This window comes from Streptomyces sp. NPDC021622 (assembly GCF_040640795.1).
Taxonomy (GTDB): Bacteria; Actinomycetota; Actinomycetes; order Streptomycetales; family Streptomycetaceae; genus Streptomyces.
Window position 1 is genome coordinate 1 of record NZ_JBFACK010000031.1, and the last position, 26,151, is coordinate 26,151.

General features: G+C 71.7%; 21 protein-coding genes and 1 pseudogene. 16 read left to right on the plus strand and 6 right to left on the minus strand.

Translation table 11 applies throughout. The features are described from left to right. Positions 1–219 precede the first annotated feature (219 nt). Positions 220–687: a hypothetical protein gene (locus AB0G47_RS39715; RefSeq protein WP_360780608.1), complete on the plus strand. Its 468-nt coding sequence runs from the start codon at positions 220–222 to the stop codon at positions 685–687. A 245-nt stretch (positions 688–932) separates the two neighbouring features. Then, a pseudogene (locus AB0G47_RS39720) lies at positions 933–1,937 on the plus strand (chitinase); the annotation flags it as partial. A gap of 31 nt (positions 1,938–1,968) precedes the next feature. On the opposite strand, the gene AB0G47_RS39725 reads toward AB0G47_RS39720, so the two are convergent. The 3 genes from AB0G47_RS39725 to gabT all read right to left on the minus strand — a co-directional run bounded on the left by AB0G47_RS39725 (position 1,969) and on the right by gabT (position 4,849). Beyond that, entirely contained in the window at positions 1,969–2,286 is a 318-nt protein-coding gene (locus AB0G47_RS39725) for a hypothetical protein (RefSeq protein ID WP_360780611.1), read from the minus strand. A gap of 128 nt (positions 2,287–2,414) precedes the next feature. Continuing rightward, positions 2,415–2,999, minus strand: a complete 585-nt coding sequence (locus AB0G47_RS39730; protein ID WP_360780614.1) for a phosphatase PAP2 family protein — start codon at positions 2,997–2,999, stop codon at positions 2,415–2,417. Between the two features lie 515 nt (positions 3,000–3,514). Next, positions 3,515–4,849: a 4-aminobutyrate--2-oxoglutarate transaminase gene (gabT, locus tag AB0G47_RS39735; RefSeq protein ID WP_360780617.1), complete on the minus strand. Its 1,335-nt coding sequence runs from the start codon at positions 4,847–4,849 to the stop codon at positions 3,515–3,517. A 216-nt stretch (positions 4,850–5,065) separates the two neighbouring features. Between gabT and AB0G47_RS39740 the strand changes: the two genes are divergently transcribed. From AB0G47_RS39740 to AB0G47_RS39805, 14 genes are all read left to right on the plus strand, one after another. Beyond that, entirely contained in the window at positions 5,066–5,338 is a 273-nt protein-coding gene (locus AB0G47_RS39740; protein WP_360780620.1) for a type II toxin-antitoxin system prevent-host-death family antitoxin, read from the plus strand. After that, a complete protein-coding gene (locus AB0G47_RS39745; RefSeq protein ID WP_360780622.1) occupies positions 5,331–5,783 on the plus strand; it encodes a PIN domain-containing protein in 453 nt (150 codons plus the stop codon). The genes AB0G47_RS39740 and AB0G47_RS39745 overlap by 8 nt, the downstream gene beginning before the upstream one ends. Before the next feature lie 386 nt (positions 5,784–6,169). Then, entirely contained in the window at positions 6,170–8,311 is a 2,142-nt protein-coding gene (locus AB0G47_RS39750; RefSeq protein WP_360780625.1) for an ATP-binding protein, read from the plus strand. Between the two features lie 205 nt (positions 8,312–8,516). Further along, a complete protein-coding gene (locus tag AB0G47_RS39755) occupies positions 8,517–10,103 on the plus strand; it encodes a PucR family transcriptional regulator (RefSeq protein ID WP_360780628.1) in 1,587 nt (528 codons plus the stop codon). A gap of 247 nt (positions 10,104–10,350) precedes the next feature. Further along, positions 10,351–11,796, plus strand: a complete 1,446-nt coding sequence (locus AB0G47_RS39760; RefSeq protein ID WP_360780631.1) for an aldehyde dehydrogenase family protein — start codon at positions 10,351–10,353, stop codon at positions 11,794–11,796. 245 nt (positions 11,797–12,041) lie between these two features. Beyond that, positions 12,042–13,979 carry an acyl-CoA dehydrogenase family protein gene (locus tag AB0G47_RS39765; protein ID WP_360780633.1) on the plus strand — a complete coding sequence of 646 codons (1,938 nt, stop codon included), beginning with the start codon at positions 12,042–12,044 and terminating at the stop codon, positions 13,977–13,979. 116 nt (positions 13,980–14,095) lie between these two features. After that, positions 14,096–14,623, plus strand: coding sequence for a hypothetical protein (locus tag AB0G47_RS39770; RefSeq protein ID WP_360780727.1), 528 nt, complete (start codon positions 14,096–14,098; stop codon positions 14,621–14,623). Further along, positions 14,620–15,627 (plus strand): hypothetical protein, encoded by a 1,008-nt coding sequence (locus AB0G47_RS39775; protein WP_360780636.1) that lies wholly within the window; start codon positions 14,620–14,622, stop codon positions 15,625–15,627. The genes AB0G47_RS39770 and AB0G47_RS39775 overlap by 4 nt, the downstream gene beginning before the upstream one ends. 53 nt (positions 15,628–15,680) lie before the next feature. After that, positions 15,681–16,949: a 1-deoxy-D-xylulose-5-phosphate reductoisomerase gene (gene dxr, locus AB0G47_RS39780; protein ID WP_360780639.1), complete on the plus strand. Its 1,269-nt coding sequence runs from the start codon at positions 15,681–15,683 to the stop codon at positions 16,947–16,949. Continuing rightward, positions 16,946–18,247: a site-2 protease family protein gene (locus tag AB0G47_RS39785; RefSeq protein WP_360780641.1), complete on the plus strand. Its 1,302-nt coding sequence runs from the start codon at positions 16,946–16,948 to the stop codon at positions 18,245–18,247. The genes dxr and AB0G47_RS39785 overlap by 4 nt, the downstream gene beginning before the upstream one ends. Positions 18,248–18,434: 187 nt before the next feature. After that, complete coding sequence (gene ispG / locus AB0G47_RS39790) at positions 18,435–19,592, plus strand: flavodoxin-dependent (E)-4-hydroxy-3-methylbut-2-enyl-diphosphate synthase (protein ID WP_360780643.1); 1,158 nt, start codon at positions 18,435–18,437, stop codon at positions 19,590–19,592. A 996-nt stretch (positions 19,593–20,588) separates the two neighbouring features. Beyond that, the gene (locus AB0G47_RS39795; protein WP_360780646.1) at positions 20,589–21,437 is read left to right on the plus strand and encodes a GNAT family N-acetyltransferase; all 849 of its coding nucleotides are present in this window, start codon (positions 20,589–20,591) and stop codon (positions 21,435–21,437) included. A gap of 61 nt (positions 21,438–21,498) precedes the next feature. Continuing rightward, positions 21,499–22,044, plus strand: coding sequence for a GNAT family N-acetyltransferase (locus AB0G47_RS39800; protein ID WP_360780648.1), 546 nt, complete (start codon positions 21,499–21,501; stop codon positions 22,042–22,044). A 69-nt stretch (positions 22,045–22,113) separates the two neighbouring features. Next, positions 22,114–23,811, plus strand: coding sequence for a proline--tRNA ligase (locus tag AB0G47_RS39805; protein WP_360780651.1), 1,698 nt, complete (start codon positions 22,114–22,116; stop codon positions 23,809–23,811). 219 nt (positions 23,812–24,030) lie between these two features. On the opposite strand, the gene AB0G47_RS39810 is transcribed toward AB0G47_RS39805, so the two are convergent. The 3 genes from AB0G47_RS39810 to AB0G47_RS39820 are packed head-to-tail and all read right to left on the minus strand — an operon-like array spanning position 24,031 to position 25,984. Then, positions 24,031–24,930, minus strand: coding sequence for an aminoglycoside phosphotransferase family protein (locus tag AB0G47_RS39810; RefSeq protein ID WP_360780653.1), 900 nt, complete (start codon positions 24,928–24,930; stop codon positions 24,031–24,033). Between the two features lie 59 nt (positions 24,931–24,989). Beyond that, positions 24,990–25,448, minus strand: coding sequence for a ferritin-like domain-containing protein (locus AB0G47_RS39815; RefSeq protein WP_360780656.1), 459 nt, complete (start codon positions 25,446–25,448; stop codon positions 24,990–24,992). Beyond that, positions 25,445–25,984 carry a hypothetical protein gene (locus AB0G47_RS39820; protein ID WP_360780659.1) on the minus strand — a complete coding sequence of 180 codons (540 nt, stop codon included), beginning with the start codon at positions 25,982–25,984 and terminating at the stop codon, positions 25,445–25,447. The genes AB0G47_RS39815 and AB0G47_RS39820 overlap by 4 nt, the downstream gene beginning before the upstream one ends. Between the last annotated feature and the right edge of the window lie 167 nt (positions 25,985–26,151).

Consider the following 26,151-nt stretch of genomic DNA (forward strand, 5'->3'; position numbering starts at 1 on the left):
CCTCGTCGCCGAGCAACTCCCGCTGCCAGAGGGTGTAGTCGGCGTACTGGACCGGGAGGGGGGTCCAGGCCGGGGATGCGCCGTCGGAGTGGTGCCTGCTCGCGCTGGCGCTCGACGCCGAGTTCGTGGTCCGCGGGCCGCGCGGCGAGCGCAGGATCCCCCGACCCCCTCTCACCTGTGACAGGCACAGCTGGCGCACAGGAAGAGGGAGGCCCCGCCATGAATGCCTCGAGGACGAAGCCGGCGGTCGAATGGCTGGTGTCGGTGGCGCCGGATCCGGAGGCCTGCCGCTGGGAGTGGGAGCGAAACCCCCTCGGGGTCGCGCTGCTGCCGGCGGGCAGGCTCTGGGACGTACTCATCCTGCCCGGCGAACTCGGCTATCCCACCCTTGACGTGCTCACCCGCTGCATCGACCGCCCAGGGCCCGTGCTCGCCGACTTCGGCGACGCCCGCATGGGGTTCTTCGTCCCGGCGGGCACGGTCGCCCGCTGGATCGGTACGGGCATTCGCGGTGCGGGGCGCGGCACCTGGATCGTCGTGCCCTATCCCGGGCGGGCCAGTGGCGCGGCGCGCTGGCTGATCCCGCCTGACGGCTCGGGCACGCTGACCGATCCGGCGCTGCTCGAACTCGCGATGCACGAGGCGGCGGCGGGCCTCGCGCGGGAGGGGATGGAGCCGGGGCAGTAGACGCGGTAGGGGAGCCCGGGGGCACGGGAGTTGTTGAGGTCTTGACAGACGTATTGGTCTGGACCAAATTAAGCGCGACCCGCCCTCCAATCCCCCCATGCCCGGAGGCAGTTGTGGATCGTTCCTTGTCGCACGCTCTCAGACGTCTCACCGTGGCCGCGGCCGCCGCCTGCGCGCTCGCCGCGTCCGGCCTCCCGGCCACGACCGCCGCGGCGGACACCGCACAACCGAAGGCCGCCGCCGACCACGCCCTTGTCGGCTATCTGCACACCAGCTTCGCCAACGGCTCCGGCTACACCCGGCTCGCGGACACCCCCGACAGCTGGGACATCATCGACCTCGCCTTCGGGGAGCCGACGTCCGCCACGTCGGGCGACATCCGCTTCGGCCTCTGTCCGCAGACCGAGTGCCCGAACGTCGAGTCGAAGGAAGACTTCAAGGCCGCGATCAAGGCCAAGCAGGCGGCGGGCAAGAAGGTCCTGATCTCCATCGGCGGCCAGAACGGCCAGGTGCAGCTCACCACCGCGCAGGCCCGCGACACCTTCGTGTCGTCCGTCTCCGCGATCATCGACGAGTACGGACTCGACGGCCTGGACATCGACTTCGAGGGCCACTCCCTCTCCCTGAACGCCGACGACACGGACTTCAAGAACCCCAAGACCCCGTCGATCGTGAACCTGATCTCCGCGGTGAAGACCCTCAAGTCCAAGTACGGCAGCGGCTTCACGCTCACGATGGCGCCGGAGACCTTCTTCGTCCAGCTCGGCTACCAGTACTACGGCACCGGCAAATGGGGCGGCCAGGACCCCCGCGCCGGCGCGTACCTGCCGGTCATCCACGCCCTGCGCGACGACCTCACCCTGCTGCACGTCCAGGACTACAACTCGGGGCCGATCATGGGCCTGGACAACCAGTACCACTCCATGGGCGGCGCGGACTTCCACATCGCGATGACGGACATGCTGCTCACCGGCTTCCCCGTGGCGGGCGACGCGAACAACGTCTTCCCCGCCCTGCCCCCGGAGAAGGTGGCCATCGGCATGCCCGCCTCCACCAACGCGGGCAACGGCCACGTGCCGACGGGCGAGGTCAACAAGGCCCTGGACTGCCTGACCAAGGGCACCAGCTGCGGCTCGTACCGGACGCACGGCACCTGGCCGGACCTGCGCGGCCTGATGACCTGGTCGATCAACTGGGACCGCTTCAACAACTGGGAGTTCTCCAAGAACTTCGACGCGTACTTCGGCTGACGCGCCCCCCCCCGGGCGGACCGGCGCGGGGTCAGTCGAGCACCTGATCCCCCAGCCGCACCAGCGTCTCGCGCCACCCTGGTCCGCCCAACGCGCCGAGCAGCGACGGCAGATCGACCGGCACCGACCGCACCCGCGCCGACGTGCCCCCGTCCCAGCGCCGCGCCGCGACGCTTGCCCGAGGCGCCGCCGCCCCGCCTGGATGCAGCAGCACGCAGGCCGAGGCCTCGCCGGCCGGCTGGTTGGGCGAGCACGTGCCGGGCGGGCTCGAAGGCGGCGAGTGCCCCTGGGGCGCGTGCTCCTGCCGAAGCAGGGCACCCAGCTCCATCACGACCCCGCGTGCCCGCATCTCACGGACTCCGGCTCGCTGCCCCTCTTCGACGATGACAGGGACAGCGCGTACTCCCGCCGCTCGTAGGGGGCAAGCACTCGTTCCGTCGCTGTGCCTGCGGTCACCGCGTCCCCTTCGAACTCGCCCTATTCCTGGGCCGGTTCACCCTCCTCGGCCGGCCCACGACCGTGCCGCGCGATCACGATCGCCATCACCTGCAGCACCATCCCGAACAGCAGCCAGCCGGCCACCACGTCCAGCGGCCAGTGGTATCCGCGCCGCACCAGACCGAGTCCGACCCCGAAGTTCAACAGGGCGCAGGAGATGACCAGTTCGCGTCGGGCGTACGTGCCGCGCAGATGCGGGAGCAGGAGCAGCGCCGCCCCGCCGTAGGCGACCATGGCGGTGGCGGTGTGGCCCGACGGGTAGTAGCCGCTGCCGTCCATGCCGGGCGGTCCTGTGCGGTCGACGATGACCTTGAGCGGGATCACCAGAGCCGGGACCGCCGCCAGCGCGACGGCGGCGGTGACCGGGGCGAGCCACCAGCGGAAGACACCGTCGAGCCGGCCCCGCCAGGCGGTCCAGGCGGCGACGGCCGCGAGCACGGGTGCGGCGACGGCGACTCCGCCGAGGTCGGCGAGGAACTCGGCGGCGCCGTCAGGGAGCCGGCTTCCGGTGATCCAGGGGCCGAGCCGCTCGTCCGCGTCGCGGAGGGGGCCGTCGGCGATCACCTGCCAGGTGATGAGCGCGAAGAACAGCGCACAGAGGGAAAGAAAAAAGGCCGGCCACTTCGGAACAGGGGGGGTAGTTCCGAAGTGGCCGGGCTGATCGGCGAACCGCGCGCCCCGGGGGGTTTGGGGCGTGCGGCCATCCGATCGGTGAGGAGTTCCGGAGCCAGAAGCTCCGGGTGTGTGCGCGAGGGCACGACCAAGACGGGGCTGGGGAGGCTCCGTCCCGGTGTCGCCCACAGTTGCCTGTGGGCGGGGTGTTTCTCTCATCTGCAGAAACCGTACGTCAGGTGGTGACGGGCCGACAGGCGGAACGGCAACCCGCCATCGGGCCCCCACACGTTCTTCACACGCCCTGCCCGTCACCCCAGGTCACGGCTCTCTCACCGCGTGAGGTACACACACGTCAGGGCATGTACGGATACATACGGAGCCGGGATCTTCCCGCTATGGGATGATCCCGGCTCCGTTGACCGCTATCGGCGGCGCCCGCCGTGGTCCGGCCGCCGCCGACGGCGTCAGATGCGGGCGAAGGCCGCCTCGATGATGTCCAGGCCCTCGTTGAGGAGGTCGTCGCCGATCACCAGCGGCGGCAGGAAGCGCAGCACGTTGCCGTACGTGCCACAGGTGAGGACCAGCAGGCCCTCCGCGTGGCAGGCCTTGGCCAGGGCGCCGGTCGCCTCCGGGTTCGGCTCCTTGGTGGCGCGGTCCTTGACCAGCTCGATGGCGATCATGGCGCCGCGGCCGCGGATGTCGCCGACGATGTCGTACTTCTCCGCGATGGCGGAGAGGCGGGACTTCATCGTCGCCTCGATCGCCTTGGCCTTGCCGTTGAGGTCGAGCTCCTTCATCGTCTCGATGGCGCCGAGCGCACCGGCGCAGGCCACCGGGTTGCCGCCGTAGGTGCCGCCGAGGCCGCCGGCGTGCGCGGAGTCCATGATCTCGGCGCGACCGGTGACGGCGGCGAGCGGCAGGCCACCGGCAATGCCCTTGGCGGTCGTGATCAGGTCCGGGACGATCCCCTCGTCCTCACACGCGAACCACTGACCGGTGCGGCAGAAGCCGGACTGGATCTCGTCCGCGACGAACACAATGCCGTTGTCGTTGGCGAACTGCACGATCGCCGGCAGGAAGCCCTTGGCCGGCTCGATGAAGCCGCCCTCGCCGAGCACCGGCTCGATGATGATCGCGGCGACGTTGTCCGCGCCGACCTGCTTGCTGATCTGGTCGATGGCCTGCTTGGCGGCCTCGGGACCGGCGTTCTCCTCGCCCGTCGGCCAGCGGTAGCCGTACGCGACCGGAACGCGGTAGACCTCGGGCGCGAACGGCCCGAAGCCGTTCTTGTACGGCATGTTCTTGCTGGTCAGCGCCATCGTCAGGTTGGTACGGCCGTGGTAGCCGTGGTCGAAGACGACGACGGCCTGGCGCTTGGTGTGCGCACGGGCGATCTTGACGGCGTTCTCGACGGCCTCGGCGCCGGAGTTGAAGAGCGCGGACTTCTTCTCGTGGTCACCCGGCGTCAGCTCCGCGAGCTGCTCGGCGACGGCGACGTACCCCTCGTACGGCGTGACCATGAAACAGGTGTGGGTGAAGTCGGCGAGCTGCGCGGTCGCGCGGCGCACGACGGCCTCGGCGCTCGCACCGACCGACGTCACGGCGATGCCGGAGCCGAAGTCGATGAAGCGGTTCCCGTCGACGTCCTCGATGATGCCGCCACCGGCACGCGCCGCGAACACGGGCAGCACGGAACCCACCCCACCGGCGACCGTGGCGGTCCGGCGGGCCTGCAGCTCCTGGGACTTCGGCCCGGGAATGGCGGTGACGACGCGGCGCTCCTGCGGAATTTCGGTCATGGAGGGCTCCTGGGGGTGGGGGCGTTACGGACGCACTGATGCTTTCTTCGCAGGTTAGGGCCGCGGACCGGGGGTGGTCATGCTCCACGGGGGAGTTGTTGGGCGTGGCGGTTGTCCGTGGTGGACATAGCGGGGGTCGCTCGGTGGAAGCGGGTGGACGTCGGGTGCTTCAGAGCGCCACTGGGTGAGGTGTAGAACGCGTAGTACGCTGGGTGCATGGGCAGCAGCAAGGATGTACCGCTCCGGGAGCTCAACCAGCAGACCTCGCGGGTCCTGGCGAGGGTCGCGGCGGGCGAGACCGTCACGATCACCAAAGACGGGGTGCCGATAGGAGACATCGTTCCCCGAGGTGACGGCATGAGCCCGCCTGTGTACGCGTTCCGGACGGACCCGATGGGGTTGCTCGACCTTCCGGATCTGGGTGGGCCCGCGCTGAGTGATGACGAGATCGACGCGACACTGCGAGGCATGGGCGCGATCGATGACTGAGATTCCGGTCGCCATTGCCGACACCAACGCGTTGTACCGGCTGTTCACACCCAGGGACGCACGGCATGCGGCCCACAAGGGTGCCCTCGCTCGTGTCGGGCACCTGGTCATCTCGCCCATGGTGCTTACCGAACTCGACTATCTCGTCACGGAGAGGGTGGGTGCCGGTGCCGCGATGAACGCCCTGGAGTTCATCGCAGGACAGGTGGAAGCCAGGCGCTTCGAGATTCCCGATACGGCCGTGCACCTCCGGGGTGCCATGGCAGTGATGCGTGGTTACAACGACGCGAGTGGCGGGAAAGGGGTCGGCCTCGCCGATGCCATGAACGTGGCGCTTGCCGCCGCTTTCCGGACCGCCGACATGCTGACCACCGACCGGCACTTCCGCATGATGCGCCCACTCACCGCACATGATGCCTTCCGGCTTCTGCCCGAAGACTTGTAGCCGGGCCACGACTGCGGCTGCCGCCGCACAGCAGCACGAACCAGCCGCCGATCCAGGCGGCGAGGGCGAGGACGGTTCTGACCGTGTGCCGGCGCCAGGCGCGACGGGTCGACGGAGCGTCCCAGGCGGTGGCGGGCTTCCCGGGAGGCGGCGCGGCGACCGGGTCGTGTTCCCGCGTTCCGACGGCTGGGTCGTGGTCCTCTGTGTCGTGGTCCTGGTGATCGGCCATCGGACGACGGTAGCGGGACAGCGATGCGCGGCCCAGCTCGCGCCGCCCCGCACCGCCCCATTCCCGCAGGCCCGGCCACGTATCCGGTGAACTCCCCCTGTGGGGGCACTAGATTGACCCGCGGAACAGCAGAGCGGCAGGTCAGGGGGCAAGGGTCATGGACTCCGACGGCACTTACGACGCACGCGGCACGCACGCCACACCGGTGCCGCGGCCGGCGGTGCCTCCGGGCTCCGCCGGTCGGCCGAGTGCGCCCGGTACGCCGCCGCGCCCCGCGCAGGCGCCGGGAGTGCCGCCGCAGCCCGACGGTTCCGCGTATCTGCGGTGGCTGCGCACGCCCCGGCCCGGTGCGCAGCCCGGCGTCTGGCGGTTCGGGCATCAGCCGCGGCCCGAGCAGGAGCCGGAGGTCACCCCGACGCGGCAGCTGCTCAGCGGGGCGCTGATCGCGTTCCTGGTGGGGTGGCTGCTCTGGTCGCTGCTGTGGAACGGCTATCTCGGGGGATGGTGGGTGCTGCCGCTCGAGCTGTTCCTGCCCGACGCCTGGATCTACACGAAGGACCGGATCGGCAACGCCGTCGTCTGGTACAGCTACTACACGCTCATCGTGCTCGGCATCATGATCGGCGTGGGCCGCATCGGCCGCTGGAGCGAGGTCTGGCGCCGTTTCGTCGCGCCCCGTTTCCGCCGGCCGGCCCCCCAGCAGCCGGCGCCCGCCCCCGGCGAGGACCCCGCCCAGTGGCCCCAACTGCGGGACGCCGGTGCCGAGGCGGCCGCCGACCGGCTTGCCGCGGACGCCCGGGCCGGGCTGATGCGGGACGTCGACCACGCCCGGATCTCGCGGGCCTGGCGGTCCGTGCGGGCGGGGCGCAACACCATCGGCGCGTTCAGCGACTCCGTCGTACGCGACGGGGCCGCCGCCTGCCCGCACCCCTCCGGAGACCGCGACCTGCCCGCGCGCGCCGCACGCCACGACCTCGCCACGGCGCAGGTACGCATCGGCACGACCGTCGACGACCCGCGCAATCCGTATGCCTACCGAGGAGCGGGACTCGGCATCGGGCCCGAGCTCCTGGGTACCTCGCTGCTCGCCGTGGGGCCCGCCGGGTCCGGCAAGACCAGCAGCGTCGTATGGCCGATCGCCGAGGCCCTCTGCCTGGGGGCGCTCGCCGGGCGGGCCGCCGTGGTGGTGGTCGGCGCGGCGGGCGCGGGGCTCGGGCCCGCCGAGGACTACGACGTCGTCGTACGGGTCGGGCATCCCGACTCCGTGTACGACCTCGATCTGTACGGGGGGACGAGCGATCCGGACGAGGCGGCCGCCGTGCTCGCCGAAGCGCTCGTCGGCGATCTCGTCGACCCGCATCCCGGCGGTGACAGCCGCCGCTCGACGACCGTCCTCGCCCAGTTGCTCGGCCCGTACCACGCCGTGCACCGGCGTTTCCCTTCCGTGCCCGAGCTGCGCGCCCTGCTCGACGGCGCCCCCGGCCCGCTCGGCGCGCTGCGCAAGGCGCTCCAGGAGTCGGGGCAGGAGGCCATGCTGCGGGAACTCGACGCCCGCGAGCGGCAGTTGGGCCACCCCGGCGACCCGGGGGCCGTCATCGCCGACCGCATCGCGCTGCTCGACCGCCCGGCCTTCGCCTCCTTCTTCGACACGTCGGGCCAGGGCCGCCCCTTCTCGCTGCGGGCCCTCGACCACCCCGTACGCGTCCGCATCGACCTCCCCGAGCGCGGCCACGCCGACGCCTCACGGATCCTCGCCCGGCTGATGCTGGCCCAGTTCATGGCGAGCGCCGCCGCCCGCGAGGACCGCTCGCTCTTCGCCTGCCTCGTCCTGGACGACGCGACGGGCACCATCACCCCCGAGGCCGTACGCCGGGTCCAGCGGCTGCGGTCCGCGAACGCCGGCGTCGTACTGACCCTGCGTACGCTCGACGACGCACCCCGCCCGCTGCGCACCCCGCTGCTCGGCTCGATCGGCTGCCGTATGGCGCTCTCCGGGCTCACCCCGTGGGACGGGCAGGACTTCGCGGAGGTCTGGGGCAAGGAGTGGATCGAGGCACGGGACGTCACCGACCGGCAGATCATCGCCGAGACCCCGCTCGGCAAGACCGTGCACATGCTGCGCCGGGTCATCACCGGCAACGCGCCGACCGCCCGGGCGGTGACCGTGCGGCAGGTCGAACGAGAGCGCTGGTCGGCATCCGAGCTGGCCCACGCCCTGCCCCCCGGCCACGCCGTACTCTCCCTCACCGACGTCCGCGGCGAGCACGCGCCGCCGCTGCTCGTGGACCTTCGGGGTTAGTCGCCGGGGCGTAGGTAGGGATGTACGTACGGGGTAATCGGTCTCGTACGTACCGTACGGTGAGGCAGAATCGACACAGGTCGTTCATACGTAGCGGCCAAAAGATCCACATCTCGTCCGCGATTCGATGTACGGACCGGACGGGTGCCGTCTCACCCGACGCCGTCGACTCCCAGACCTGCCGCTGACCCGACCTGAAGGTCCCATGCCGCCCACGCTCGCCTCCCTCGTCCACCACTCCGCGCTCAAGCTGACCGTGCGCGCCGGTGAGGAGCATCTGGACGCGCCCGTGCGCTGGGCGCATGCCAGTGAGCTCACCGACCCCGTGCCCTACATGGAGGGCGGCGAGCTCCTCCTGATCACCGCGCTCAAGCTGGACGCGGAGGATCCCGACGCGATGCGCCGCTATGTGAAGCGGCTCGCGGCGGCCGGCGTCGTCGGGCTCGGCTTCGCGGTCGGCGTGCACTACGACGACATTCCACTGGCACTGGTCGAGGCCGCGGAGGGCGAGGGGCTCCCGCTCCTGGAGGTGCCTCGGCGCACGCCGTTCCTCGCCATCAGCAAGGCCGTGTCGGCCGCGATCGCCGCCGACCAGTACCGCGCGGTGACGGCGGGCTTCGCCGCCCAGCGCGAGCTGACCAAGCAGGCGCTGAGCGACGGCCCCGAAGGGCTGCTCGCCGCGCTGGCCGGGCAGGTCGACGGCTGGGCGGCGCTGTACGACGCCTCGGGCGCCGTCGTCGCAACGGCACCCGAGTGGGCGTCCCGCAGGGCCGCCCGCCTCACCTCCGACGTCGAGCGGCTGCGGGACCGGACGGCCCCCGCGAGCGCGGTCGTCGCCGGCGCCGAGGACCGCGTGGAGCTGCACTCGATCGGCACCGGGCGGCGGCCACGCGCCGCGCTCGCCGTCGGCACGGCATCCACCCTCGGCACGGCCGAGCGGTACGCCCTGCACTCCGCCATAGCCCTCCTCACCCTCACCACGGAGCGCAACCGCTCACTGCACGCCGCCGAGGCGCGGATCGGGGCCGCGGTGCTTCGGATGCTGCTCGCGGGGGAGCCGGATCACGCGCGGACCGTGGCGGGGGAGCTGTACGGAGGGCTCCTCGACGCCCCGTTCCGCCTCGTGGTGGCTGAAGTCCCGGCCTCCGCCCCCGAGGGCGGCGACCCGCTCGCCGGGCTCACCGACGCCGTCGAGTCGGCCGCCGCGCGCGCCGGCGAGGCGCTCCTCGTCGTGCCGTACGGCGAGCGGCTCGTGCTGCTCGTCGTGGACGGCGGGGCGGGGGCTGCGGCCTGCGTCGCCTACGCGGAGCAGCTGGAGTCCGGCCGCTCGGAGGTGCGCGAGCAGGGCGCGGGCGACGACGCATCGCTCCTGATGGGGCTCTCCGCGCCGGCCGGGCCGATCGCGGCCGCCACGGCGTACAAGCAGGCCGACCAGTCCCTGTCAGTGGCCCGGCGGCGGGGCCGCACGCTGGTCGAGCACGAGGAGCTGGCGGCGGGCTCCGTCCTTCCCCTCCTCGCCGACGACGCGGTACGCGCGTTCGCCGACGGTCTCCTGCGCGCGCTGTACGAGCACGACGCCACCGGCCGGGGCGATCTGATCGCCTCGCTGCGGGCCTGGCTGTCCCGGCACGGCCAGTGGGACGCGGCGGCGGCGGACCTCGGCGTCCACCGGCACACGCTGCGCTACCGGATGCGGAGGGTCGAGGAGATCCTCGGCCGCAGCCTGGACGACCCGGACGTCCGGATGGAGCTGTGGCTCTCGCTGAAGGCGACGTCGAGCGGCACGGACTGAGCGCCCCGAAGGGGCGCGGGGCTGCGACATGTGCGGCTCCGCCGCGTGGGCGCGACCAGCCACAACACAGCCGCAGACGAGCGACGGCCGGGCCATCGGCGGTGCGCAAGCCCCCCGCCCCTGCCAAAGCGGCGCAGACCCAGTGTCCAACGCTCCGCGTCGGACAAACGCCCCGCACCCATACCGCCCCTACGGTGGGGAACGTACCCCCCAAGACACACCTTTCGCGGAAGGGCCGGGAATCGACATGACTTCCATCCACGCCTTCTGGCTCGCCGGTCGCCAGACCACCGGTGAGACCACTCTCGACGTCACTTCGCCCTGGGACGGGCGGCTCGTCGGCAAGGCGGCCGTCCCGACCGACGCCCAGGTCGAGGAGGCTGTCGCCGCCGCGTACGCCGTGCGCGACGAGTTCGCCGCGACCCCGGCCCACGTCCGCGCCGCGGCCCTCTCTCACGTGTCGAACCGCCTGGTCGAGCGCACGGAGGAGATCGCCCAGCTGATCTCCGCGGAGAACGGCAAGCCGATCAAGTGGGCCCGCGGCGAGGTCGGCCGCGCGGTCTCCGTGTTCCGGTTCGCCGCGGAGGAGGCCCGCCGGTTCAACGGCGGCGAGGCCCAGCGTCTGGACACCGACGCCGGCGGCCAGGGCCGCCTCGCCCTGACCCGCCGCTTCCCCAAGGGCGTCGTCCTCGGCATCGCGCCGTTCAACTTCCCGCTGAACCTCTGCGCCCACAAGATCGCCCCGGCGATCGCCGTCGGCGCGCCGATCATCCTGAAGCCGGCGCCCGCGACCCCCCTGTCCGGCCTCCTCATCGGCGAGCTCCTCGCCGAGACCGAGCTCCCGGCCGGTTCCTGGTCCGTGCTCCCCGTCGCCAACGACAAGATGCCCGCCCTGGTCCAGGACGAGCGGATGCCGGTCATCTCCTTCACCGGCTCCGACAAGGTCGGCTACGCGATCATGGACTCGGTGCCGCGCAAGCACTGCACCCTTGAGCTCGGCGGCAACGGCGCGGCCGTCGTCCTGGACGACTTCTCCTCCGACGAGGACCTGGACTGGGCCGCCTCGCGCATCGCGACCTTCTCCAACTACCAGGGCGGCCAGTCCTGCATCTCGGTGCAGCGGGTCATCGCCGACGCGTCCGTCTACGACCGCCTCGTGCCGCGCGTCGTGAAGGCCGTCGAGGCCCAGGTCACCGGCGACCCGTCCGACCCGGCCACCGAGGTCGGCCCGCTCGTCAACGAGGACGCCGCCAAGCGCGTGGAGGCCTGGGTCGACGAGGCCGTCAACGCGGGCGCGAAGCTCCTCGCCGGCGGCAAGCGGGACGGCGCCGCGTACGCGCCGACCGTGCTCGCCGACGTACCGGCCGACGTGACCATCGCCTGCGAGGAGGTCTTCGGCCCCGTACTCACCCTCAAGAAGGTGGACGGCGAGGCGGAGGCTTTCGCCGCCGTCAACGACTCCAAGTACGGCCTCCAGGCGGGCGTCTTCACGCACGACCTGCAGACCGCCTTCCGCGCCCACCGCGACCTCGAGGTCGGCGGCGTGGTCATCGGCGACGCCCCGTCCTACCGCGCCGACCAGATGCCGTACGGCGGCGTCAAGCAGTCCGGCGTGGGCCGCGAGGGCGTGGCGTTCGCGATGGACGACTACACGTACGAGCGGGTCATGGTCCTGACGGGCCTCGCCCTGTAAGGCACCCGCAAGACCTCTCACGAACCGAACGGCCGGAGCCCACTGTGCGGGGGCTCCGGCCGTTCTCGTGTCCGGTCCGCGAGGCGGACGCGGTGCGGCCAAACGCTGCGCGAGGACTGGTGGGGTTCGGGTGGATCGGGTACATACGATCCATACGATCGAGTAGCACCAGTCAGTAACCGACCGGGTCATGATCGGTCCCATCGGCACCGACCGGCCCCACTCCGCGGCGAGGTGAGCTCCTCATGTCCGCACCAACCCCCAAACCGTCCGTCAGCGAGCGCGAGGCCCGGCAGGTCGCCGAGGCCGCTCGTGAGCAGGACTGGCGCAAGCCCAGCTTCGCCAAGGAACTCTTCCTGGGCCGCTTCCGGCTCGACCTGATCCACCCGCACCCGATGCCCCCCGACGAGGACGCCCAGCGCGGCGAGGAGTTCCTGGCCAAGCTCCGCGACTTCTGCGAGACGAAGATCGACTCGGCGCGCATCGAGCGCGAGGCGCAGATCCCCGACGAGGTGATCAACGGGCTCAAGGAGCTCGGCGCCCTCGGCATGAAGATCGACACGAAGTACGGCGGGCTCGGCCTCACCCAGGTGTACTACAACAAGGCCCTCGCCCTCGTCGGCTCCGCGAACCCGGCGATCGGCGCGCTGCTCTCCGCCCATCAGTCGATCGGCGTACCGCAGCCGCTGAAGCAGTTCGGCACCCAGGAGCAGAAGGACGAGTTCCTGCCGCGCTGTGCCCGCACGGACATCAGCGCGTTCCTGCTCACCGAGCCGGACGTCGGCTCCGACCCGGCGCGCATGGCGATGGCGGCCGTACCGGACGGCGACGACTACGTCCTGGACGGCGTGAAGCTGTGGACCACCAACGGCGTCGTCGCCGATCTGCTCGTGGTCATGGCGCGGGTGCCGAAGTCCGAGGGACACAAGGGCGGCATCACCGCCTTCGTCGTAGAGGCCGCGTCGGACGGCATCACCGTCGAGAACCGCAACGCCTTCATGGGGCTGCGCGGCCTTGAGAACGGCGTCACCCGCTTCCACCAGGTCCGCGTCCCGGCCGCGCACCGCATCGGCCCCGAGGGCGCGGGCCTGAAGATCGCCCTCACGACCCTCAACACCGGACGCCTCTCGCTGCCCGCGATGTGCGTGGGCGCCGGCAAGTGGTGTCTGAAGATCGCCCGCGAGTGGTCGGGGGCGCGCGAGCAGTGGGGCAAGCCGGTCGCGTTCCACGAGGCGGTCGGCGCGAAGATCTCCTTCATCGCGGCGACGACCTTCGCCCTCGAAGCCGTACTCGACCTCTCCTCGCAGATGGCCGACGAGGACCGCAACGACATCCGCATCGAGGCCGCCCTCGCCAAGCTGTACGGCTCGGAGATGGGCTGTCTGATGGCGGACGAACTCGTCCAGATCCGCGGCGGCCGCGGCTTCGAGACCGCCGAGTCCCTCGCGGCCCGCGGCGAACGCGCGGTCCCCGCCGAACAGGTCCTGCGCGACCTGCGCATCAACCGCATCTTCGAGGGCTCGACGGAGATCATGCACCTGCTGATCGCCCGCGAGGCCGTGGACGCGCACCTGAAGGTCGCGGGCGACCTGATCGACCCGGACAAGTCCCTCTCCGACAAGGCGAAGGCGGGCGCGAAGGCGGGCGGCTTCTACGCCCGCTGGCTTCCGAAGCTGGTCACAGGGGCGGGCCAACTCCCGCGCTCGTACGCCGAGTTCCACCCCAGCGGGCACGCGGACCTCTCCCCGCACCTGCGCTACGTAGAACGCAATGCCCGCAAGCTGGCCCGCTCGACCTTCTACGCGATGTCGCGCTGGCAGGGAAAGATGGAGACCAAGCAGGGCTTCCTGGGCCGCGTGGTCGACATCGGCGCCGAGCTCTTCGCGATGAGCGCGGCCTGCGTGCGCGCCGAACTCCTGCGGACCACGGAGGAGTACGGCCGCGAGGCCTACCAGCTGGCCGACACCTTCTGCCGCCAGTCCCGCATCCGCGTCGACGAGCTCTTCGACCGCCTGTGGACCAACACCGACGACATCGACCGCAAGGTCGTCAAGGGCGTCCTCTCCGGTACGTACACGTGGCTGGAGTCCGGCGTCATCGACCCCAGCGGCGAAGGACCCTGGATCGCGGCCGCGACCCCGGGTGCGACGAAACGGGAGAACGTCCATCGCCCCATCCGTTGATCGCGGAGCGCTCTGCGGTCCTTCCTCCGCGGCAGCCCCGGCCCTACGCTCATGCGGCGGACTCCTGGAACCGGAGTCCCGCCGTCGTAGCGCCGGGGGATGCCGTGGACGTGCCGATGCTCATCCTGCTGGGGGCGGCGGGGGGTGTGCTGCGCGGCGTGCTCGACGCCTACAACTGCGTACTCGACTGGCAGGCGGCGCGACGCGAACACCGGCAGGCGCCTGCCGCCGGGCAGGAGTCCCGACCGCCGCTGTTCCGGGACTACTTCGACCCCGTGGCCGATACGGCCGCGGCCGTCATCCACAGCGGGATGGGCGCCGGTGCCGCCGTGCTCTTCGGCACCACCGGCCAGATCAGCGGCGCGTACGCGGCGTTCGTCGTCGGAGTGTCGGCCCCGGTGATCCTGACCCAGCTCGGGCGCATCCAGGCGGTGAGCGACGCCGTCACCGGTGCGCCGACGGCGCCCGCGCCCGCGCCCGCTCCCGAGGCGGCCGGGGCGCAGCAGACCGAGCCGCTCGGGCCGCGCGTCCGGCCCACGGTGGTGCCTGAGCCCGCTCAGGCCCAGGAACCGCTGGCCGAGCCCCGCCCGCAGCCCCGCCGCATCCATGGATCCCCCGCCGGGGAGGAGGGGACGGCGCTGTGACCCGACCCTCCATGAACCGCAGGATCGGCTCGGCGGTGCTCGGCGTCGGCCGCACCTCCGCCCGGCCGACGGGCGCCCTCCGCAGGGCCGAACTCCAGCTCGGCCGCCGGGTGCTCGCCGCGCTCCTCGGCATCCGCGTGAGCGCGCCGCAGAGGGCCGCGGCCTCGTCTCCGGTCCCGACTCCGGCCCCCTCCCCGGCACCCGAGCAGCCCGCGCCGGAACCGCCGCGGTCCGAGCCCGCGACCTCGCAGCGCCCTCCGCGTCCCCCTGCGTCCCGCACCGCGCCGTACCTGCTCCCCGAGGACCGCGCGGCATTCGATTCGCTGCTCGACGGGGTGCTGCGCACCACCCATGAGCGGCCCGAACTCGCCTCGGTGGGGCAGCGCGTCAACATCGAGCAGCTGCGCACCATGGCCACGGACGCGTCCGCACTCATCACCTCGGCCGCCGCGGCGGAGTACCTCCACTACGTGAGGGTGCGCGACGAGTCGCGCCCATCGGCCCCGGCGGCCGGTGTCGTCGCGGCAAGGGGAGAGGCCCGCGAGGAGACCGGCGGCGGTCTCTCGGCGGTCCTCGCCGTGCTCGTACCCGTACTCGCCGGGACGGCCGCCGCGATCTTCCTGCTCATCGGCTGCGTACTGAAGATGCTCAGCCCCGAGCCCGACATCGCAGACGCCCTGATCGATGCGGGGTGGTTCTTCGGTGCCATCACCGCCGCGGGTCTGCTGTTCGCCGCGGTCGGCCTGGTGGTCACCGCGCTGCGCCATCGCTCCACCGCGGCGGGGCTGCAGACCGACGACCGGGAGGACGAGATCGCCCGAGCCAGGGAAGCCTGGCACATCGCACTCCTGGAACGCGGCATCGTGCCCTTCCTGAGGGAAGCGCTGGCGGATCCCCACCCGGGCACGGACCCACGCGTCCGACACGGCACCACCCCCCGAGTCCCGCCCCTGCGCTACGCCGCACGACCGGACAGCCACGCCCCGGAACACGGGACCGAGTGACCGGATCGGGGCGCAGTGCACCCGCACACAGCCGCCCACGCAAGAATGGGGGCATGAGCGACAGCCCTGCCCCCCTCGCGGACCCGCATCTCGTCTTCGACCCCGTGGTCCCTGTGGCCACAGCCGGCCCGCGGGACATCGTCATCCTCGGCTCGACGGGGTCGATCGGCACCCAGGCCATCGACCTCGTCCTGCGCAACCCCGGCCGCTTCCGCGTCACCGCGCTCTCCGCCGCGGGCGGCCGCGTCGGGCTGCTCGCCGAGCAGGCACGGCAGCTGCGCGTGCGGACCGTCGCGGTGGCCCGCGAGGACGTCGTACCGGCGCTGCGCGAGGCCCTCAAGGGGCAGTACGGCGACGGGGAGCCGCTCCCCGAGATCCTCGCCGGGCCCGACGCGGCCACCCAGCTCGCCGCGTCCGAGTGCCACACGGTCCTGAACGGCATCACCGGTTCCATCGGCCTCGCGCCCACCCTCGCTGCCCTCGAAGCGGGCCGCACGCTCGCGCTCGCCAACAAAGAGTCGCTGATCGTCGGCGGCCCCCTGGTGAAGGCCCTCGCCAAGCCGGGCCAGATCATCCCCGTCGACTCCGAGCACGCAGCCCTCTTCCAGTCGCTCGCCGCCGGCACCCGCGCCGACGTACGAAAACTGGTCGTCACCGCTTCCGGTGGCCCGTTCCGGGGACGTACGAAGGCCGAGCTGGCGGACGTCACCCCGGACGACGCGCTCGCGCACCCCACCTGGGCCATGGGCCCGGTCATCACCGTCAACTCGGCGACGCTCGTCAACAAGGGCCTGGAGGTCATCGAGGCGCACCTCCTCTACGACATCCCGTTCGAGCGCATCGAGGTCGTCGTGCACCCGCAGTCCTACGTGCACTCCATGGTCGAGTTCACCGACGGCTCGACGCTGGCCCAGGCCACGCCGCCCGACATGCGAGGACCGATCGCCATCGGCATCGGCTGGCCGGAGCGGGTGCCGGACGCGGCCCCCGCGTTCGACTGGACGAAGGCGTCGAGCTGGGAGTTCTTCCCGCTCGACAACGACGCTTTTCCGTCGGTCGGGCTCGCCCGGCACGTGGGGAAGCTCGCGGGCACGGCCCCGGCAGTGTTCAATGCCGCCAACGAGGAGTGCGTGGACGCGTTCTTGAACGGCGCCCTGCCCTTCAACGGGATCATGGAGACCGTGACACAGGTCGTGGCCGAACACGGCACACCGGCGTCGGGAACTTCCCTGACCGTCGCGGACGTCCTCGAAGCGGAGACCTGGGCACGTGCCCGGGTCCGTGAACTGACGGCGAAGGCGACCGCGGAGGCCCGCGCATGACGACCTTGATGATGATCCTCGGCATAGTCGTCTTCGCGGTCGGACTGCTGTTCTCGATCGCCTGGCACGAGCTGGGCCACCTGTCGACCGCCAAGCTGTTCGGCATCCGCGTGCCGCAGTACATGGTCGGCTTCGGCCCGACGATCTTCTCGCGCAAGAAGGGCGACACCGAGTACGGCATCAAGGCCATCCCCCTGGGCGGCTACATCCGCATGATCGGCATGTTCCCGCCCGGCCCGGACGGCAAGATCGAGGCCCGCTCGACCTCTCCCTGGCGCGGCATGATCGAGGACGCCCGGTCGGCCGCCTTCGAGGAGCTCAAGCCCGGCGACGAAACCCGCCTCTTCTACACGCGCAAGCCCTGGAAGCGCGTGATCGTGATGTTCGCGGGCCCCTTCATGAACCTGATCCTCGCCGTGGCGATCTTCCTCGGCGTGATGATGACGTTCGGCATCAGCACCCAGACGAACCAGGTCGGCAAGGTCTCGGACTGTGTCATCCAGCAGAGCGAGAACCGCTCGACCTGCGAGAAGGGCGACAAGCCCTCGCCCGCCAAGGCCGCGGGACTGAAGCTGGGCGACAAGATCGTCGGCTTCCAGGGGCAGCCCGTCGACGACTGGTCCACGCTCCAGTCGAAGATCCGCGAGACCATCGGCCCGGCCACCATCACGGTCGAGCGCGACGGCAAGCGGGTGGACCTGCACGCCAACCTGATCAAGAACCAGGTCAGCAAGACCGACGGGGACGGTGGCTACGTAGAGGGCAAATACGTCTACGCCGGCTTCCTCGGCTTCACCCCGGCCACCGGCATCGTCCAGCAGGGCTTCGGCGACTCCGTGGACCGCATGGGCGACATGATGGAGAACGGCGTCGAGTCGCTCATCGCCCTGCCGTCCAAGGTCCCCGACCTGTGGGACGCGGCCTTCGGGGACGGCGACCGCAAGCAGGACTCCCCGATGGGCGTCGTGGGCGCGGCCCGCGTGGGCGGCGAGGTCTTCACCCTGGACATCCCGCCGGAGAACCAGATCGCGATGATGCTGTTCTTGGTCGCGGGTTTCAACCTGTCGCTGTTCCTCTTTAACATGCTTCCGCTGCTGCCGCTGGACGGCGGGCACATCGCGGGCGCCCTGTGGGAGTCGGTGCGTCGGAAGGCGGCCAAGCTCCTGAAGCGGCCCGACCCGGGCCCCTTCGACGTGGCGAAGCTGATGCCGGTCGCCTACGTGGTCGCGGGAATCTTCATCTGCTTCACGATCCTGGTGCTGATCGCGGACGTGGTGAACCCGGTAAGGATCTCCTGAGAAGGGCCTGATTAAGCGAAGTTTGCGGCGGCCGGGCACAGTATGTGTCCGGCCGCCCACTATTGGGTGGACTCCGGGGCGTGATGTGCCCGAGCCCTATGGGGTGCCGTAATCTCGAAGCCTGGAGCCCGCCGATCTCGGGACCTTGATCCACACTGTGATCCACACTCTTGGGGATGCTCGCCAGATGACTGCCGTATCGCTCGGAATCCCGTCCGTTCCGACCAAGCTCGCCGACCGCAGGGTCAGCCGGAAGATCCAGGTCGGAACGGTCGCCGTCGGCGGGGACGCACCGGTGTCGGTGCAGTCGATGACGACGACGCGTACGTCCGACATCGGGGCGACGCTGCAGCAGATCGCCGAGCTGACGGCGTCCGGCTGCCAGATCGTGCGGGTGGCGTGCCCGACGCAGGATGATGCGGACGCGCTGTCGACGATCGCGCGCAAGTCGCAGATTCCGGTGATCGCCGACATTCACTTTCAGCCGAAGTATGTGTTCGCGGCGATCGACGCGGGCTGCGCGGCGGTGCGTGTGAACCCGGGCAACATCAAGCAGTTCGACGACAAGGTCGCGGAGATCGCGCGGGCCGCGAAGGACACGGGCACGCCGATCCGGATCGGCGTCAACGCGGGTTCGCTGGACGCGCGTCTTCTTAAGAAGTACGGCAAGGCGACGCCCGAGGCGCTCGTCGAGTCGGCCCTCTGGGAGGCGTCCCTCTTCGAGGAGCACGACTTCCGGGACATCAAGATCTCGGTGAAGCACAACGACCCGGTCGTGATGGTCAACGCCTACCGCCAGCTGGCCGCGGCGTGCGACTACCCGCTGCACCTCGGCGTGACGGAGGCCGGTCCGGCCTTCCAGGGCACGATCAAGTCGGCGGTCGCCTTCGGTGCGCTGCTCTCCGAGGGCATCGGCGACACGATCCGCGTCTCCCTCTCCGCCCCTCCGGCGGAGGAGGTCAAGGTCGGCATGCAGATCCTGGAGTCGCTGAACCTCAAGCAGCGCCGCCTGGAGATCGTCTCCTGCCCCTCCTGCGGCCGCGCCCAGGTCGACGTCTACAAGCTGGCCGAGGAGGTCACCGCGGGCCTCGACGGCATGGAGGTTCCCCTCCGCGTCGCCGTCATGGGCTGCGTCGTGAACGGCCCCGGCGAGGCCCGCGAGGCCGACCTCGGCGTCGCCTCCGGCAACGGCAAGGGGCAGATCTTCGTCAAGGGCGAGGTCATCAAGACCGTGCCCGAGTCGAAGATCGTGGAGACCCTCATCGAGGAAGCGCTGAAGATCGCCGAGCAGATGGAGAAGGACGGCGTCCCGTCGGGCGAGCCGTCGGTGGCGGTGGCGGGCTAGCCGCTGCGCGCGCTTGAACCGTGACGTGGGCCCCGCCACCGGGTGGCGGGGCCCACGTGCGTTCGCCCCTGCGAGGGCGGCTGCGCGCACTTTGACCGTTACGTGGGGCCTTGCCGCCGGGGGTGGCGGTGCCCCCGCCCCTGCGGGGGCGGCTGCGCCTGGCGTCGTGCCGTCTGCGTCCTGTCCCGCCGCTCCGCGCCGGATCTGTCCCACGCGCCCACCCGTTCACCCCGGGGTCCGGGGGGCTGGTTTCTTCCGGACTGGCATGCGGGGCGGACGGGGTCGGGGTGCCGGGCCTGGCATGCGAGGGCGGCTGCGCCTGACGTCCTGTCGTCTGCGGGCTGTCTCCCTCCTGTCCCGCCGCTCCGCGCCGGATCTGTCCCACCCACCCACCCGTTCACTCCGGGGTCCGGGGCGCGGGCTTCTTCCGGACTGGCATGCGGGGCGGATGGGGTCGGGGTGCTGGGCCTGGCATGCCGGGGCGGCTTCGCGCCCGATGTCCTGTCCGTCTGTGGGCCGTCTCCCTCCTGTCCCGCCGCTTCGCGCCGGATCCGTCCCGCCCACCCACCCGATCACCCCGGATCTGTCCCACCCACCCCGTTCACCCCGCCGGGCAATCGGGCGGGTGGGCGGGAAACCCGCCGCGGAGCGGCGAAGAAGCCGCCCTCGCCCCGGGCCACGGGTGGTGAAGTAGCCGCCCCCGCGCCGGGCCACAGGCGGTGAAGTAGCCGCCCCCGCGCCGGGCCAAAGGCGGTGAAGTAGCCGCCCTCGCCCCGGGCCAAAGGCGGTGAAGTAGCCACCCTCGCCCCGGGCCAAAGACGGCGTAGAAGCCACCCCCGCCCCGGGCCGCGGGCGGTCAAGCAGCCACCCCCGCCCCGGGGCAAGGAGCGAGGACGAGCCAGCCCCGGTAGGGGCCAAGCGGACGCCCCGGCACAAGGCGCCCCCGCCAGGTACAGTGCGGAGATCAGCAGCCCGTCCCCGTGAGGCCCCCCGCTCGTGTTGACTCAGACCACCTCCCGGGTCCTCGAACCGAGCGACCTGGACGCCGCGCTCGCCGTGCTCGACCGCGAGCCGGTGGCCAACGCCTTCGTGACCTCGCGGGTCCGCGTCGCGGGCCTCGACCCGTGGCGTCTCGGCGGCGAGATGTGGGGCTGGTACGAGGACGGAATCCTTGAGTCGCTCTGCTACGCGGGCGCCAACCTCGTCCCCATCTGCGCCACCCCCCGCGCCGTACGCGCCTTCGCCGACCGCGCCCGCAGGGCCGGCCGCCGCTGCTCCTCCATCGTCGGCCCCGCCGAACCCACGGCCCAGCTGTGGCGCCTGCTCGAACCGTCCTGGGGCCCCGCCCGCGAGGTCCGCGCCCAGCAGCCGCTGATGGTCACCGACCGGCTCCCGCAGGACATCACGCCCGACCCGTACGTCCGTCGCGTACGCAAGGACGAGATGGAGACGATCATGCCGGCGTGCGTGGCGATGTTCACCGAGGAGGTCGGCATCTCGCCGCTCTCCGGCGACGGCGGCCTGCTCTACCAGGCAAGGGTCGCCGAACTGGTCGGCGCGGGGCGCTCGTTCGCCCGCCTCGACGGCGACGGCAAGGTCGTCTTCAAGGCCGAGATCGGCGCCGCCACGGCGCAGGCCTGCCAGGTGCAGGGCGTCTGGGTAGCCCCCGAGTACCGCGGCAAGGGCCTTGCCGCCCCCGGCATGGCCGCCGTCCTGGCCTACGCCCTCGCGGACGTTGCCCCGGTCGTCAGCCTCTACGTCAACGACTTCAACACCGCGGCCAGGGCGGCGTACCGGCGCGTGGGGTTCCAGGAGGTCGGGGCGTTCATGAGCGTCCTGTTCTAGCGCCCCGACGTCTCGTACCGCGCCCCTCACGCACCCCCGTCCGCGAGTTAAAGTTCGGCGCATGACTGACGACGTCGTGATCGGGCCCCTGGACCTCGCCACGCACGTGGACGACGCGCTGCGCGTGCAGGCCCACGCGTTCGGGCTCAGCGACGACGAGGTGGCCGTGCGGCGGCAGATCGTGCTGCGGCACATCACCTACCCCGGCGCCCGCGCACTCGGCGCCCGCACGCCCGAGGGGCGGCTCATCGGCTTCGTCTACGGCATGCCCAACGACCGCTCCCACTGGTGGTCCACGGTCGTCGAGCCGTATCTGCGGGCCCGGGACCTGGACGGCTGGCTCGACGACTCCTTCGTGATCACCGAGCTCCATGTGCAGCCAGGCCACCAGAACCGCGGCGTCGGCCGCACGCTCATCACCACCATCACCGACAGCGCCGCGCAGCCCCGCTCGATCCTCTCCGCGATCGACATCGAGAGCCCGGCGCGCGGCCTCTACCGCTCCCTCGGCTACACGGACCTGGCCCGCAACGTCCTGTTCCCCAGCGCCCCGAAGCCGTACGCGGTGATGGGCGCGCCCCTGCCGCTCAGGCGGCCCGGCGCCTAACCGATTTCCGCACGCGCCCGGCCCCCGGCTAACCTCCTGCACATCATTCTTTCCACGCAGGAGTTCACCATGGCCCAGGTCCAGCGCATGTCCCGATTGATGATCAAGACACTGCGCGACGACCCGGCGGACGCCGAGACGCTCAACCACAAGCTGCTCGTGCGGGCCGGATACGTCCGCCGCACCGCCGCCGGCATCTGGTCCTGGCTGCCCCTCGGCAAGAAGGTCCTGGAGAACATCACCCACGTCGTGCGCGAGGAGATGGACGCCATCGGCGCCCAGGAGGTCCTCCTGCCCGCGCTCCTTCCCAAGGAGTCGTACGACGCGACGGGCCGCTACGACGAGTACGGCGACCTGCTCTTCCGCCTCAAGGACCGCAAGGGCGCGGACTACCTCCTCGGCCCCACGCACGAGGAGATCTTCACCCAGATCGTCAAGGACCAGTGCTCGTCCTACAAGGACCTGCCGGTGATCCTCTACCAGATCCAGACCAAGTACCGCGACGAGGCCCGCCCCCGCGCCGGTGTGCTGCGCGGCCGCGAGTTCCAGATGAAGGACTCGTACTCCTTCGACACCACGGACGAGGGCCTCGCCGAGTCGTACGCCCTGCACCGCGCCGCGTACATCAAGATCTTCGAGCGCCTCGGCCTCGACCACCGCATCGTCTCCGCCGTCTCCGGCGCGATGGGCGGCTCGGCCTCCGAGGAGTTCCTGGCGCCCGCGCCGGCCGGTGAGGACACGTTCGTGGACTGCCCCGCGTGCGACTACGCGGCCAACACGGAGGCCGTGTCCTTCGTCGCGACCGAGGCTGTCGACGCGTCGGCGCACGGGCCCGTCGAGGACCTGGACACCCCCGACACCCCGACGATCGAGACGCTCGCCGCGCACCTCGGCGTGCCCGCGTCCGCGACCCTGAAGAACCTCCTGGTCAAGGTCGACGGCGAGATCGTCGCCGTGGGCGTCCCCGGCGACCGCGAGGTCGACCTGGACAAGCTCGGCGAGCACCTCGCGCCCGCCGTCGTGGAGCTCGTGACGGCCGAGGACTTCGTGGGCCGCGACGATCTCGTACGCGGATACGTCGGCCCGCAGGGCCTGGAGAAGGTCCGCTACATCGCCGACCCGCGGGTGGCGGCCGGTACCGCCTGGATCACCGGCGCGAACAAGATCAACACGCATGCGAAGAACGTCGTCGCCGGCCGTGACTTCGAGGTCGACGACTACCTCGACGTCGTGGTCGTCGAGGAGGGCGACCCCTGCCCCAAGTGCGGCACCGGCCTGAAGCTGGACCGCGCCATCGAGATCGGCCACATCTTCCAGCTGGGCCGCAAGTTCGCCGACGCCTTCCAGCTGGACGTGCTCGGCCAGCAGGGCAAGCCGGTGCGCGTGACGATGGGCTCGTACGGCATCGGCGTCTCCCGCGCGGTGGCGGCGCTCGCCGAGCAGACGGCGGACGACAAGGGTCTGTGCTGGCCCAAGGAGATCGCCCCCGCCGACGTCCACGTGGTGGCCGCGGGCAAGGCGCTCCAGACGGAGCTCGCGCTCGACGTCTCCGAGCAGCTGAACGCCGCGGGCGTCCGTGTCCTGGTCGACGACCGGGCGGGCGTCTCGCCCGGCGTGAAGTTCACCGACGCGGAGCTGATCGGCGTCCCGACCATCCTGGTCGCGGGCCGCCGCTCCGCCGAGGGCGTCGTGGAGCTGAAGGACCGCCGGACCGGGGAGCGGGAAGAGCTGACCGTGGCTGAGGCTGTCGCGCGGCTGACGGCCTGAGTCGGGTGGGGGCCCGGGGGCTCTGCGCCCCCGGGCCCCCTTTCACTTACCCGGCATCACGCCGACGCGCCGTCGTCGGCCGCGGCGCCGTACCGCCGCTTCGCGGCGAAAGCTTTCCCGCCCACCCACTCGGTTACCCGGCGTGGCCCGCCCTTTCAGCCCGTCCGGTGTATGAGGAGCAACTCGGCGGAGCCGGTGAAGCCCCGCAGGGACTGCCCCCTACAGCCACCCCGCGAACTCCAGCAGCAGTTCCGCGTCCTGTTCGCGGCCGACGCGGCGTGCCCGTACGCCCGACTCCACGGCCCGGAACAGCGTCCACCCCCGCAGCCGCTCCTGGTCGACGTCCAGGGACTCCGCCAGCTTTTTCACCCGGCGGCGGGTGATCGACGCCCCCGAGGGGGACGCGATCAGGTCCTCCACCCGGTCCCGCACCAGGCGGGCCAGGTCGAAGGCGGGCTCCCCGACCACCGGGCCGGGCCCCACCGCCAGCCACGGCACCCGGTCCCCCTGAAGCACCTTGCTCTGCCGGAACGTGCCGTGCAGCAACCGCACATCCGGCGCCCCGGCAAGCAGCTCCTCCCGCGCCGCCAGCGCCGCGTCCACCAGCGGCGCGACCTCCCCGTCGGCGGACGCCGATGCCCGCATCGCATCCGCCTGCCGCCCGGTCCGCTCGGCGACCGTCTCGAAGCGGTGGTCCGGCGGCGGCTCCACCCACAGGCGGCGCAGCGTGCCCGCCGCTTCGAGGAGCGCCTTGGCCTCGGGCAGCGAACGTACCGACACGTCGCGGTGCAGCCGTTCGAGGAGCAGCGCGCCGTCCGTGGCGGACGGGTCCAGGAGCCGTACGGCACCGAGCCCGGCCCAGTGCGCAAGGGCCGCCCGCTCGCTCTGCGGCCGCGACCGCGGCGGCACCAGTTTCAGGACGGCGGGCGTGCCGTCCGCGCGCCGTACCAGGACGACGAGGCTGCTGCGCCCGCCGGGCACATGGACCCGCTCGACGGTCAACTCGCGTAGCGCGACGGCCTGTTCCACCGCCTGGGGCAGCTTCTCCAGCCAGTCGTCGCCGTCCTGCGCCGTCTCACCGAGTGCGGTGATCAGACGCTGCGGCGGTTCGAAAGCCATGCGCGAGTTGTTTCCTTCCTGAGCGGCTCATGAGCGGGTCATGAGCGGGTCATGAGCGGTCATGCCTGAGGTGCCGAAGAGCCGGACGTGGCGGACCGCTCGGCGAGACCAGGGAAGGTTACGCTCCCGCCCCGCCAGCGCGCCGCACGGACCGCCGCCTCCCGCAGCGCCTCGGCGGCGCTGCCACGCCGGGCGCCGGTGGAGGCGCGTACGAGATCGGAGTAGACCGCCGCGACCCGCTCCTCCAGCTCCGTTGCCAGCCGCACGGCGGCCGCCGAGTCCGGCACCGCGAACGGCAGCTTGTAGGCGGCCGCCGAGGGCTCGGGCTCACCGCCCAGATCGCGTACGGCGCGCTGCAGCTCGTCGCGGCGTGCGCGATGCGCGTCGTACGCCGTGCGCGCCTCCCCCTTGCGGTCCTTGCCGATCCGGCCGCCGACGACCCCGTAGCCGTACACGGCGGCGTGCTCGGCACCGAGAGCGGCCTGCACCGCTTTCAACTCGTCCTTGGAATCGCTCACTTGGCGCCCTCCGTCAGCAGATACGCATGTGCCGCGCCAGCCGCCGCCACCGACGCGAGGAGCCTGGCGAGCTCGGCGGGCGCGTCGAGCAGGTCGCTCGCCCGCTGCCCCGCAAGGTCGCGCTCGGCCTTCGCCAGATCGCGTACGGCGGCCTTCTCGTCCCCGGGCACGGACGGGGAAGGGGCCGGCGACGACGGTGCGGAGGCCGATGCCGACGGGGACGGCGGAGCGGTCTGGCCCTCGGCGAACGCCGCCTGGTGCCGCTTCACCTCCGCCCGCAGCGGATCGAGCCGTGCGGCCAGCGCGGGATGGGCGGCGAGGACGGCGTCGTACCGCCCCAGAAGCTCACCGCTGTCCCGGGCGCCACGCGCGCGCAGCCGCCCGGCGGCGGAAGGACGCTCGTCCGCGTCCTCCGTGGAGGTGGAGTCCGAGCAGCCCGAGAGCAGCACGGCCCCGGCCGCGCCGGCGGCCCCGGTCAGCAGGCTCCTCCGGCGCGGCCCTGAACGGTGGCGCGAGGGGATGGGATACGACGGCACAGCAGACGTCCTCGGAAGGAAGGCCAGCAAGGCGGGCAGTCAGCAGGGGGAGGTGAGGGGGCGGGAGGGGAAGCGGCGAAAGCGGCGGAAGCGGGCAGAGGCGGGGCGGGTGACGGGGCCGGGGAGTTCGAGGCCGCCGTCAACCTGGTGATCACCGTACCTTCGGC